We start from the raw sequence: 12,383 nt of genomic DNA, 5'->3' as shown, positions 1-12,383 counted from the left end.
GTGAGAACTCCTTTTTTCATATTTTTTATCCTCTTATTTGGAGCTTTTGCTTGTTCAAAGGTAGAGGATTCAGAAACTATTCAGGAAATTCCATTTTCTATGGAAATTCCTGAGGGTTTTCCTGCCGTGGAATATCCCGAGGATAATGAATATTCTCATGCCAGGTGGGAACTTGGAAAAAACCTATTTTTCGAGAAATCATTATCGCGAGATCAAAGTATCAGTTGTGCCAGTTGCCATCTGCCCTCTTTTGCTTTTAGCGATACCACCAGAGTCAGTTTAGGTGTAGAAAACAGCCCTGGAATAAGGAATTCTCCTTCTTTGGCCAATGTGGCCTATCAACCTTATTTTACTCGTGAAGGCGGAGTAAATACTCTTGAAATGCAAGTATTGGTTCCAGTGCAAGAACATGTAGAGTTTGATTTTAATCTTTTAGAAATAACTGAAAGGTTAAGAGAAGATGAGTTCTACCTTTCCTTAAGCCAAGAAGCATACCAAAGGGAAATAGATCCATTTGTTATTACTAGAGCCATAGCCACTTTTGAAAGAAGTTTATTGAGTGGAAATAGTACATATGATGCCTTTTCCTTTCAAAATAATAATGAAGCATTAAATCCACAACAAAAAGCGGGATTAGAATTATTTAATAGTGAAAAAACCAATTGTTTCCAATGTCATTCTGGCTTTAATTTCTCTAATTATGCCTTTGAGAATAATGGATTATACGAGGAATATGAGGATCAGGGTCGCTATAGACTAACCTATGACGAAGCTGATTTGGCCTTATTCAAAACTCCTTCTTTAAGGAATATAGCCATAACAGCTCCTTATATGCATGATGGTTCCTTAAAGAATCTGCAAGAAGTAGTGGCCCACTATAACAGTGGAGGAAAAAACCATCCCCACAAAAACCAATTGATTAAACCCTTGAACTTAAGTAAACAAGACCAAGAAAACCTCATCGCCTTTTTACAAAGCCTTACAGATGAGTCTTTTATTAATAATAAACACTTCCAAAAACCATGAATAAATTTCTAAGTCTATTGGCATTAATTAGCATATTGCTCATTAGTTGCGATAAAAATGAAAACCAAAACACCGAACCTGAGGAGGTCGCTGTTTATGATACAAGTTCTTATGTATTGAATACCAGTTACTTCCCAAAACCACCTATTCCTGAAGACAATCAGCTGACTCAGCAAAAAGTGGAGCTCGGCAAAATGTTGTTCTATGAACCCATGCTTTCGAAAGATGCCTCTCAAAGTTGTGCAGATTGTCACTTACAATTAGATGGCTTTAGCGATACCAGGAGATTTAGCGAAGGTGTAGAAGGCTTGGAAGGGAAACGTCAGGCGATGGCCATTTTTAATATGGCTTGGCATAATAATAGTTTTTTCTGGGATGGAAGAGCAAAAACATTGAGAGAACAATCACTCATGCCTATTCAAGACCCCCTAGAGATGAATGAGACATTAGAAAATGTAGTAGCAAAACTGGAGGAATCTAAGGTTTACAAAGATCAATTCATAAGAGCTTTTGGTGATGATAAAATTAGTAGCGAGAGAATGGGATTGGCCATGGAACAGTTTATGATGACCATTTTGTCAATGAATAGCAAATACGACCAAGTGCTATTAGGAATTGCAACATTTAGTGAAAGTGAAGCACGTGGTAAAGACTTGTTTTTTACAGAATACGATCCCAATGGTCAGCAAAAAGGAGGAGAGTGTTTTCACTGTCATGCAGGAGTAAATTTCACCAATAACCAATATATGAATAATGGTTTGGACACTGATGTCGATTTTGCTGATGATGGCTATTTTTCTGTCACAGAAAACCCCGCAGACCGAGCTAAATTTAAAGTCCCATCACTTAGGAATATTGCGGCAACAGGACCTTATATGCACGATGGTCGTTTTGAAACCCTAAATCAAGTTTTGGAGCATTATAACAGACATGTAAAAGCCTCTACAACCATTGATGATGCAATGCAATATAATTTAGAACCAGGATTGCAGTTGAATGAACAAGATATAGCAGATTTAAAAGCTTTTTTGATGACGCTTACCGATGAAACATTCTTGAATAACACAGAATATGCCAATCCTTTTCAGAATTAATTTTGAGAATAAGGAATAGAAAAGCTTAAACCATCATAAGCCAATTCCATATTTTTTGGGAGCTTGGGATTTACATACTCATGCTTGCCAATTAAATGGCCGAGGTGGGTGAAATAGGTTTTCTCAGCTCCAATTTCTTGAGCAATTTCTATAGCCTCTTCTAAACTAAAATGTGACGGGTGTTTTTTTAACCTTAAGGCATTTAATACCATTATTTTGGTGCCTTTTAGAATCGCCATGGTTTCATCTGGAATATAATTGGCATCGGTGATATAACTAAAATCGCCTATTCTAAAACCATATACTTTCATATGGCGATGCATCACCTTTAATGGAATAAATTTCAACCCATTTAACTCAAAAGGCTCATCATCTAAATGTACTAAATCTATTTGGGGAGCACCTTGATAATCGCCAGGGTTAAATATATAGGGAAACTCAACTTTTACTGCTTTTAAAGACTCCTCCGATAAGCGAAGCTCCACACTTTTCCTAAGGATATAATTGATGCTTCTCACATCGTCTAAACCTGCAATATGATCGCGATGTTCGTGGGTGATAATTACGCTTTCTAAATCGTCAACACCAGCACGTAGTAACTGGGTCCTGAAATCTGGTCCACAGTCAATCACTACATTTTTTCCTTGGTATTTAATCAACAAAGAAGCACGCATTCTATTGTCCTTAGTATCGCTTGATTTACAAACATGACATTTGCAACCAATCATAGGAACTCCCAATGATGTTCCAGTCCCTAGAAACTCAATATGCATGGCTTCGGCATCAGCCATTGCTATCGAATCTAATCAAATCCTTCATCATGATGGAATTGAGAAGGCTGCCTTTTTTCTCGTCGTCTTGAACATTAAGCTCCTCCAAGAAATATATAATCACATCTTTACCTGGAAGGTTATGAACATCCATATTCTTAGTATAAATATCTAGAACACTTTCGTTTAGTGCATTGGTGCAAGTACTAATCAAAGCAATTCCATCGTCAATATGACCATTATAATTAATTCTCACTTTATAAGAACCGCAAGGAGGAATCAATTTATACTTATCGCCAATATCCATACGGAATGTATTATATCCCATCCGTTTATACAATTGACTTCCGGAAGAAAGATGTCCAATCACAAAATAAGGATGAGTTAAATACAAGTTGGCAGTATTCAATTTCCCTCTAATAATAGACTCTCTAATCAATGTGGAGCTTACATCTACATTTTGAATATCTTGCAAATGAATCAGTTCAACTTGAAAGTTGTGTTCTTTTCCAAGCTTAGAAAGCTCATCAATATCTCCATCTCTATTTTTACCAAAATGGTGATTTTGACCAGTAACATATACTTTAGTATTCAGCTTTTTAATGAGATAATCCTCCACAAACTGTGCCGATGTAGTATTGGAAAATTCTCTTGTGAATTCCACAAAAATCAGATGATCGATTCCTGCTCTTTCCAAAAGATGAATCTTTTCTTTGCGTGTATTGATCATCAATAAATCTCTACCAGTAGTTTCTGGATAAAGAACTTTTCTTGGATGAGGATAAAAGGTGATCACCACCGATTCGCCCTCTTCAATTCTGGCTAATTCCTTTAATTTATTGATAATGACTTGATGCCCCATGTGAACACCATCAAAAGAACCTACAGTTACCACTGCATTCTTGATGTGTTTCACTTCGTCGAAACCGTAATATATTTTCACTGACTAAATGTTTTAGAATACATGCGAAGATAAGAGATTTTTTGGTTCGTTTGAGATGCGTATTATTTAATGCTCTCCTGATAGTTTCGATTTGAAACCGAAGCTTAATTAATGCAAGCTGGTAAGTTTTGGCTATATCAAGTAAATGACATGAGCAATAATTATAAGAATGATGTTTAGACTAATTCTGAAAGATTCTTAAATTTTCTAAGCAAAAGCAATTTCCAGTATCTTTGCAGCAGGAATACCACTTATGGAAAAAGCACGCTTTAATAGTCTTACACAAGTTCAGAAACTGCTACTCATTATGGAGTCTGGGCGATTGATTATGGAAAAGAAAGAAGAAGAAAGTATCATGAAACTCTATATTTACAAGCAGTTTTATGTGGAAGTCATCTACGATCTCGACCTAAACAAAATTCGCAAAATAGACACCCCAGAATTAGGTTATATAGTAGATGAATACCTCGATGTTTTAAATATTGATGACATCCTGAACCTCTAATCAAACATATCGGATTTACTATGCAAAGACCCTCAAATATACAAATCCAAGAATACGATTACCCTCTAGAATCACATCGAATTGCACAGTATCCTTTAGAAGAAAGGGATGCTTCTAAGCTATTGTATTTTAATGGGAAAATTCAGGAAAGTCAGTTTAAAACGCTTTCAAGTTTCTTACCAGAAAATAGCCTTTTGGTTTTTAATGATACCAAAGTGGTTCAAGCTCGGTTGATATTTGCAAAAAATACAGGCGCTAGAATCGAAATATTTTGCCTAGAACCAGTGGAACCTACTCGCGAAATTCAAGATGCATTTCAGCAAAAAAGTGGAGTGGTTTGGAAATGCCTTATTGGCAATAGAAAGAAATGGAAAAGCGGTGAACTGGAAATGCCCTTTGAGTTAACTGGTCAAAAGAATGTGCTGAAAGCAGAAAAACTTAAAGACGAAAGAGAATATAGCTATATCCGTTTGACTTGGACACCTGAGGAGCTTGATTTTGCTACTGTATTGGAAGAGACTGGCAAAATTCCATTGCCTCCATATATGGATCGCAATGCCGAAGAGAACGATAAAATTAGATACCAAACCATTTATGCACGTAATGAGGGTTCGGTTGCTGCTCCAACAGCAGGATTGCACTTTACGGATGCGGTAATGGAGAAATTGTCTCATAAAAAAATAGAAACTCATTATGTGACCTTGCATGTGGGTGCTGGAACTTTTAAACCAGTTTCTGATGAGGAAGTGGGCAATCATATCATGCATACTGAGCAAATTTTGGTGAAGAAGGAATTAATTGAATCATTGATTAATAAAAAAGACCAAAAGCTAATAGCAGTAGGAACTACAAGTATTAGAACCTTAGAGAGTTTATATTGGATCGGCGTAAAAATGATTCATCAACCCAATCTAGAAGAATATAAAATCAGTCAATGGGAGGCTTATGAGTTGGACGAGCATATAGCGTCTTTACCCTCGGTAGAGCAATCATTACAAGCTATATTCGACTTTCTAATTCTGCACAAACTCCAGGAGCTGCGCTCCGAAACCCAAATACTCATTGGTCCAGGCTACGACTATCAAATGATTGATGGCATTATTACCAACTTCCACCAGCCAAAAAGCACATTACTCCTCCTCATATCGGCCTATTTGGGAGAGCAATGGAAAGAAATTTACCAATACGCTATGGACAATGATTTCCGCTTTTTAAGTTATGGAGATAGTTGTTTGTTTTTGTATGCTGAAGATTAATACCACTTCCTATTTAAAGTAGGCCTTAAGCACACTTTGAATTTTACAATGGTTAATGGCGATATACATATAGAAGAAGTCATAATTAGAATCTTAGTTTTACACTCGTATATTTTATTTATCGCTATACCTAAAGTTTCAATAGATTCCTGTTTAGTTTCACTACCTATCTAGATGAATATTTGTATCTTTATTTTTCATTACCAATAACTTATAAATATGAAATTGAAAGATATATACCATCAAAAGCAACAATCCTTATTATTTGATATCATTGAAGAAAACTCTGAGGATCCTAGAGAGTGGATTTTGTCACCTAAGCTAGAAATGATTATTCCTGATGAAGAAGCCCATTGTATAGTCAGAGCAATTTTGATTGACTCCAAACATAATGAAAATGATTGTTTTATGGATGTTTCACTACCTGAAAGAATCAGTGATTATGTCATTTTTCAGACTGAAGGCGGCTTAAATTATGTTCAAACTTATGAGTTAGAGGAAAAGGAAGTTATTCCAATGATTGCATGTGAGGCCACTGGTGATTACGAAATGTATTATTCACAGATGAAACCCAGTATAGGTATTGAGGTTTTAAAAAGAGGTCTAGAAATATCAAAGACTCCTTCTGTCATAGCAGAAGATTTAGGATATATATATCGTGATGAAAACAGGTACCAAGAAGCTTTGGATGCGTTTCTAATTTCTGATAAAAATGGTGTATCAAACGATTATATTTATAAAGAAATTCATGATTTGTATTTACTACTTCATGATAAAGAAAAGGCAGCTGTTTATGCAGAAAAATGTAAACATCTATTTTGAAAATATAAAAGCCCCTAATCTCGCGATCCGGGGCTTTTCTGAAATCAAAATCAATTCGGGTTTTATTAACAAATATCTTTATGTCTTTTTTAAATGTGCCTTCAAAAAAACACCTTTTTTTTAGGTCTTTGATAAGATGAGGTCAAAGACAAGGCTTTCGAAGTTTTGAAATTAAGGAGTTTACTTTTGTAAATGACTGATTTCAAATCTAGAGTAACGCAGTATTTGACATTTTCTTCCAAAGACTAATTAACGGAGAGCTTTTTCACCATAGATTTCTTAGTATTCGTTCTAACATCTTCCATAATCACCTTAACAAAATACATTCCCTTCATCTCTATGGTGAACTCTTTCTCCAAACTTACTTCTCCTAGGCCTAAACTATGACCAGTGGACTCCTCTATCATTCTTCCCGCAAAATCGAACACATAATAATGAACGATTTTATTCTCATCTACCTCTACTTCTATCTTTACCACTTGTCCACTAATCACAGGGTTAGGATATATATTAAATTGTGTTTCTTGTTCTATTTGTGAATTTTGAGCTTTTAAAGGACTAAAAAAGCTTAAGCTGAGTATGATAATAATACTGGTGGTAATTTGTAATACTTTTTTCATGGTTGGTCCTCCTAATTGTTCGTTCTTAACACTTATTCCTTAAACTTGTTGATACAAAGATAAGCTCTATAAAACGGGATATCAAGCCATTACAGCTCACCATTTGTATCCGTAGATATTTAAATCGTAAGTGTAGTTCTTTTCTCGTTTATTGTCTCATTCCTTTTTAAAATTATGCACTTTAGTGTTTCTTTTTTGTAATTTTTGTGCTTCGAAGCCGGAAGTTCGAAGCTAAAAGTAAATTTACTTCAGACTTCCAGCTTCAGGCTCCCAGCCATATTTGGTGATTAATAGAATAAAATACATTCGTAAAACAAAGTTACGATGATTTCATTCCAAGTGATTTAGTGAAACTAATCCATGAATATTGATGGAATTAAGTAATTTCGCCCCATGAATTTACAAGAAATCCTTCTTCAAATAGAACAAGAAGTGCAAGCAGAAACTTCTAGAGGAATAGCAGCAGACTATATTCCTGCCTTATCTAATATCGACCTAAATAAGTTTGGTATGGCAGTTCATACCGTTGATGGACAAGAATTTAAAGTAGGACAAGCCGATGAGTTTTTTAGCATACAAAGTATAGCCAAAGTATTCAGTTTGAGTATGGCTATGCAGCAGTTCGATGAAAAGGTATGGGAAAGAGTAGGCAAAGAACCATCGGGAACAAGATTCAATTCTTTGGTACAATTAGAATTCGAAGAAGGCATTCCGAGAAATCCATTTATGAATGCCGGAGCTTTGGTGATTACCGATATGATTACACAAAACCCTGGCAAGATGAAAAAGGAACTCCTTTCCTTTGTTAGAAATTTGGCTGGAAATCCTCAAGTTTCCTATGACTTCGAGGTAGCTCATTCAGAAAAAGAAGCAGGATATAGAAATGTGGCTTTAGCCAACTTCCTAAAGAGCTATAAAAACCTGAATAACGAACCTAAAGAGGTTTTAGATGTTTACTACCACCAATCGGCCATTCAAATGTCATGCGCCGATTTAAGCCGAGCATTTATTTTCCTTGCGAACAAAGGATTCTCTCCATTTTGTAAACAAGAAGTATTGAGTCTACGCCAAAGCAAAAGAATGAACTCCCTCCTACTCACTAGCGGGCTCTACGATGCTGCCGGCGATTTTGCCTATCGTGTTGGATTACCGGGCAAAAGCGGTGTGGGTGGAGGCATAGTCGCTATCATCCCAGGTCAATTGGTGGTTACGGTATGGTCTCCGGGTTTAAACCCATCTGGAAATTCCAAGATTGGATTAAGGGCTTTAGAACTGTTTACCACTTATACTGGCATTTCGGTTTTTTAGAAACTTCTTGTTGCATTTATCTAACTTGTCAAACTCATTACAGTAGAGACTAAAATCTACATTCCATACATTTCATTTATAGCCTATGCTATTATATTTCCTATTGACTCCTCAAGTACTAGCTTAGCACATCCAAATTGCCATTCCAAATAATTTTGATTAACTTAGTATTCGAATAATTTATTAAAAATCAAGATTTATAAAAATGGGGAAGAAATACATACTATTCCTAGGCCTTATTGTGCTTCATTTTATTTTTACTAGCTGCAAAGTGAATCAGCAAGAAGAAAAGAAAGAACTATTAATATATTGTGGCATAACTATGATTCGTCCGATGACGGAAATAAAACAGATCATCGAAAAACAAGAAAACTGTCATATTGAAATATCAAAGGGAGGCTCTGGTAATTTACTGAATGCCATTGAGCAAAATGGTGTTGGAGACTTGTATTTGCCTGGTTCCGAATCCTATATTTACACGGCATTTAAAAAAGGAATAATAACAGATACGGCCAAAGTTGGTCACAACAAATTAGCCGTCATCGTTCAAAAAGGAAACCCATTAAATATCAAAGCTGAAATTCAAAGCCTCACTTCTAAAGATTATTATGTTGTTATTGGTAATCCAAGTAGCGGAAGCGTGGGAAAAGCAACCAAAAAGCTATTGGTTTCAGAAGGTGTATTTGAAGAAGTGGAACAAAATGCTATTCGGTTTACCACAGACTCAAAAGACTTAAGCATGGCTATTATAAATGATGAAGCCGATATTGTGATAAATTGGTATGCCACCTATACTTGGGATCGAAATAGCGATTATATGGATATATTGGATATTCCATGCCTTGAAAACACAAAAAAGAGATTGATTTTGGCACAATTAGAAAGTAGTCAACATCCTGATATTGCGCAAAAGATTATGACTTATGCAATTTCTCCAGAGGGCCAAGCCATCTTTAAAAAACACGGACTGAATTAAATTAGAAGCTATGAAAAAATCAATTTCAAGAAAAATTATTTTGATGATGGTGAGTTTCTTGTTTTCCATCCTCCTTTTAATGACCATTAATAATCTGATAGTAAACGCTAAAGCCAAAGATGAGAGAATCATCTTCAATGAACAGCAACATATCAACCTTATTAAAATATTACAGAATAAACTGAACGAGTTACATCAGATATCTTATCGATTAAACCGCTTGGAAGACATTCGCTTATTCACTAAACAAGAAAAGGAAATCAAAAGCCTTTTAGCAGATATTGATCTATTAACTGATGTTTTAATATCTGGTGGTGAATATGAGAATAATATAAAAATCAACATTTATAATCAAGACCTATTTACCGATAAAATAATATATCAGGCCTTTAATAAAGAATTTAGCAGCGAGATTGTAGAATTATCTCCTAGATTAAGTATGATAAATGATCTTTCAAATCATTTGGTTATCGTTATGAAGGAGTATTATGAATCAGAAAATGAGCAACAATACCGAGAAGTAAATTCTCATTACAAACAACTGGAGAGTTTAATTAGCAGAGCAATAGAAACAGCCAATAGAGCTTATCTTCAGGTTCAAGAAAGAAAAACTCAACTCCATCAAAACATGGACAATAGAATTCAGAGATATAATTTATATCGCTATCTGTTTTTGTTTTTGATGGTTATAGCTATAATTATTCTAATCACACAAATGCTCAAACAAATCTATCATTTGATTGACAGACATGAGCAATCGAAGAAAGACCTAGAAGAAAACAATCAAACCATTCAGAAAATTTTAGATGCACTGCCAGTAGGAATAGCTTTAGCCAACCGCAAACAAGAGATTCAGCAAATCAACAAAACCGCATTAAAATGGATGAATGATGCCAATGAGGCTGACTATATAAACGAACACTGTGGCAATGTCTTTTGCCTAGATGATGAGGAGAAATGCCCCATTACTTCTAATGATTTGGCTGTACATGATATTGAATTGGGATTAAAAGGCAAAGATGGAAAAGTAAGTACCGTTGTTAAAAGTGCCATTCCCATTAGGCTCCACAATCAGGATATGATTTTGGAAGCATTTATGGATATCAGCAAACAAAAAAGTGTTGAACAAGAGCTACTAGAGCAAAAACAATTTAATGATGCCGTTTTAAACTCTGCTTTAGTTGGGATTATTGTTATAGATGCTATTAGCCACAATATACTAAGCGTTAATGATAAAGCAAAAGAGATGATCGGTACAGATAATGCTCATATTATTGGTAGTGTGTGTAATCATTTCATCTGCCCTACCGACAAAGGCAGCTGTCCTATTTCGGATTTTGACGAACAAATACACAATCAACGAAAAACACTAATCACTGCTGATAAGAAAGAAAAACAGATTCTTAAAAGCGTAAAAAAAGCGGTAATAAATGGTCGTGATGTATATGTAGAAAGCTTTATAGATATTTCTGAAAGAACAAAAGCGGAACAAGAATTAAAAAAATTGAGTATGGTGGTTCAGGAATCTCCAAATTCCATTGTTATTACCAAAACCAATGGAGAAATAGAATATGTAAATCCTGCTTTTGAATTAGTAACAGGATATAGTTCGGAGGAGGTTATTGGCCAAAATCCTAGAATTTTAAATGCCAGAAATGAGGAAAACAAAATCGACTATAAGGAGATGTGGAAAACCATAGAAAATGGTCAAGTTTGGCGAGGTGAGTTCTGTAATAAAAAGAAGAATGGAAATGTCTTTTGGGAATTGGCCAGCATTTCTCCAGTAAAAAACTCCAAAGGAATCATCACCCACTATATTGCCATTAAAGATGATATCACCAACAGAAAAAAATCTGAATCACAATTAACCATAGCTAAAGAAAATGCAGACAAGGCCAATAAAGCCAAGAGCTTCTTCCTTGCAAAAATGAGTCACGAAATCAGAACTCCAATGAATGGGATTATGGGAATGACTGATATTATCATGCAAGGAACAGAAGATGCTGACCTTCAAGAAAAACTAAAAGTCATTAGTGTTTCAGCTGAAAACCTATTAACCATTATCAATGAAATTCTTGACTTTAGTAAAATAGAAGCTGGACAAGTTGAATTAGAGAAGATTCCTTTTAACTTAAAGAAAATGCTTACCGAGGTTGAGGAATTACTGATGATTAAAGCAAAAGCGAAGCAATTATATCTAAAGACCAGAATCTCCGATCAACTCCCTACATCTGTTCTTGGCGACCCTACCAGAGTGAAACAAATCATTATCAATTTGGTAAACAATGCCATCAACTTTACTGAGGAAGGTGGTATAACCATATTCCTAGAAAAGAAAAGACAAAATTTAAAATCTCCTAATTTTACGCTAGGAATCAATGTAATAGATACTGGCATTGGGATTTCAGAGGAAGGTAAGAAAAAGCTCTTCATGGCCTTTTCTCAAACCGATAGTTCAACAACCCGAACCCACGGAGGAACCGGATTAGGCTTATTAATTAGCAAAGATTTGAGTCAACTGTTTGGTGGAAATATAGGAGTTGATAGTCAATTTGGCGAAGGAAGTACCTTCTGGGTAGAAATACCAACTCAGGAGGCTCATCAAGACCTTCAAGATACCCACTCCAGCAAAAATAATGACTTCATTATTAAGGATAATTTGAATATTCTACTTGCCGAAGACAATAAAATCAATCAAAAAATAGCCATCATCAATCTTGAAAAACTGGGCCATCAAGTAGAAATTGCCAATAATGGTAGAGAAGCATTAGAGCTATTTAAGGAAAATCATTACGATTTGGTTTTAATGGATATTCAAATGCCAGAAATGAGTGGCTTAGAAGCAACAGGTTTGATTAGGGTTCATGAAATAAGATCTAAGAAAATAAGGAAAACACCAATCATTGCATTAACAGCAAATGCCTTAAAAACCGATAAAGACAAATATATTGCCGCCGGAATGAATGATTACTTAAGTAAGCCATTTAAGCTTCAGGATTTGATTCGTGTTTTATCTGAATCTTATTAGGGTAATTTCTAAGCTATCCATCAATTCATTTTATA

The 12,383-nt window shown here is 35.1% G+C and carries 11 protein-coding genes; 8 read left to right on the top strand and 3 right to left on the bottom strand.

What is annotated here, in order from left to right; genetic code table 11:
* On the top strand, positions 1-1,026 hold the full coding sequence (locus tag HNS38_RS05285) for a cytochrome c peroxidase (protein WP_216663642.1): 1,026 nt from the start codon (positions 1-3) through the stop codon (positions 1,024-1,026).
* A complete protein-coding gene (locus HNS38_RS05280; protein WP_172275939.1) occupies positions 1,023-2,120 on the top strand; it encodes a cytochrome-c peroxidase in 1,098 nt (365 codons plus the stop codon). The genes HNS38_RS05285 and HNS38_RS05280 overlap by 4 nt, the downstream gene beginning before the upstream one ends.
* Here HNS38_RS05280 and HNS38_RS05275 read toward each other — a convergent pair.
* Together HNS38_RS05275 and HNS38_RS05270 are read right to left on the bottom strand one after the other, a co-directional pair.
* On the bottom strand, positions 2,117-2,911 hold the full coding sequence (locus HNS38_RS05275; protein ID WP_216663641.1) for an MBL fold metallo-hydrolase: 795 nt from the start codon (positions 2,909-2,911) through the stop codon (positions 2,117-2,119). The two genes, HNS38_RS05280 and HNS38_RS05275, sit on opposite strands and share 4 nt — an antisense overlap.
* Entirely contained in the window at positions 2,904-3,833 is a 930-nt protein-coding gene (locus tag HNS38_RS05270; RefSeq protein ID WP_172275937.1) for a riboflavin kinase, read from the bottom strand. The genes HNS38_RS05275 and HNS38_RS05270 overlap by 8 nt, the downstream gene beginning before the upstream one ends.
* Before the next feature lie 253 nt (positions 3,834-4,086).
* On the opposite strand from HNS38_RS05270, the gene HNS38_RS05265 reads away from it, so the two are divergent.
* The 3 genes from HNS38_RS05265 to HNS38_RS05255 all read left to right on the top strand — a co-directional run bounded on the left by HNS38_RS05265 (position 4,087) and on the right by HNS38_RS05255 (position 6,416).
* Complete coding sequence (locus tag HNS38_RS05265; protein WP_172275935.1) at positions 4,087-4,338, top strand: hypothetical protein; 252 nt, start codon at positions 4,087-4,089, stop codon at positions 4,336-4,338.
* Positions 4,339-4,358: 20 nt separating this feature from the next.
* Entirely contained in the window at positions 4,359-5,594 is a 1,236-nt protein-coding gene (locus HNS38_RS05260) for an S-adenosylmethionine:tRNA ribosyltransferase-isomerase (protein ID WP_172346113.1), read from the top strand.
* 219 nt (positions 5,595-5,813) lie between these two features.
* Complete coding sequence (locus tag HNS38_RS05255; RefSeq protein ID WP_172275921.1) at positions 5,814-6,416, top strand: hypothetical protein; 603 nt, start codon at positions 5,814-5,816, stop codon at positions 6,414-6,416.
* Between the two features lie 245 nt (positions 6,417-6,661).
* Here HNS38_RS05255 and HNS38_RS05250 read toward each other — a convergent pair whose 3' ends face one another.
* Complete coding sequence (locus HNS38_RS05250) at positions 6,662-7,036, bottom strand: T9SS type A sorting domain-containing protein (RefSeq protein WP_172275931.1); 375 nt, start codon at positions 7,034-7,036, stop codon at positions 6,662-6,664.
* Between the two features lie 393 nt (positions 7,037-7,429).
* Between HNS38_RS05250 and HNS38_RS05245 the strand changes: the two genes are divergently transcribed.
* The 3 genes from HNS38_RS05245 (at position 7,430) to HNS38_RS05235 (ending at position 12,348) form a co-directional block, all read left to right on the top strand.
* Positions 7,430-8,344 carry a glutaminase gene (locus HNS38_RS05245; RefSeq protein ID WP_172346112.1) on the top strand — a complete coding sequence of 305 codons (915 nt, stop codon included), beginning with the start codon at positions 7,430-7,432 and terminating at the stop codon, positions 8,342-8,344.
* Positions 8,345-8,549: 205 nt separating this feature from the next.
* Positions 8,550-9,320 (top strand): molybdate ABC transporter substrate-binding protein, encoded by a 771-nt coding sequence (modA, locus tag HNS38_RS05240; RefSeq protein ID WP_172275927.1) that lies wholly within the window; start codon positions 8,550-8,552, stop codon positions 9,318-9,320.
* Between the two features lie 10 nt (positions 9,321-9,330).
* Positions 9,331-12,348: a PAS domain S-box protein gene (locus HNS38_RS05235; protein WP_172346111.1), complete on the top strand. Its 3,018-nt coding sequence runs from the start codon at positions 9,331-9,333 to the stop codon at positions 12,346-12,348.
* Positions 12,349-12,383: the final 35 nt, after the last annotated feature.

It is taken from the genome of Lentimicrobium sp. L6 (assembly GCF_013166655.1).
GTDB lineage: Bacteria > Bacteroidota > Bacteroidia > Bacteroidales > UBA12170 > UBA12170.
Note: the sequence above shows the minus strand (reverse complement) of the source record. Positions and strands in the feature narration are given on the sequence as shown.

Coding starts and splice junctions, on each gene's coding strand:
- HNS38_RS05245 (WP_172346112.1), top strand. CDS start 7,430: ATGAATTTACAAGAAATCCTTCTTCAAATAGAACAAGAAGTGCAAGCA.
- HNS38_RS05260 (WP_172346113.1), top strand. CDS start 4,359: ATGCAAAGACCCTCAAATATACAAATCCAAGAATACGATTACCCTCTA.
- modA (WP_172275927.1), top strand. CDS start 8,550: ATGGGGAAGAAATACATACTATTCCTAGGCCTTATTGTGCTTCATTTT.
- HNS38_RS05265 (WP_172275935.1), top strand. CDS start 4,087: ATGGAAAAAGCACGCTTTAATAGTCTTACACAAGTTCAGAAACTGCTA.
- HNS38_RS05275 (WP_216663641.1), bottom strand. CDS start 2,911: ATGGCTGATGCCGAAGCCATGCATATTGAGTTTCTAGGGACTGGAACA.
- HNS38_RS05250 (WP_172275931.1), bottom strand. CDS start 7,036: ATGAAAAAAGTATTACAAATTACCACCAGTATTATTATCATACTCAGC.
- HNS38_RS05235 (WP_172346111.1), top strand. CDS start 9,331: ATGAAAAAATCAATTTCAAGAAAAATTATTTTGATGATGGTGAGTTTC.
- HNS38_RS05255 (WP_172275921.1), top strand. CDS start 5,814: ATGAAATTGAAAGATATATACCATCAAAAGCAACAATCCTTATTATTT.
- HNS38_RS05280 (WP_172275939.1), top strand. CDS start 1,023: ATGAATAAATTTCTAAGTCTATTGGCATTAATTAGCATATTGCTCATT.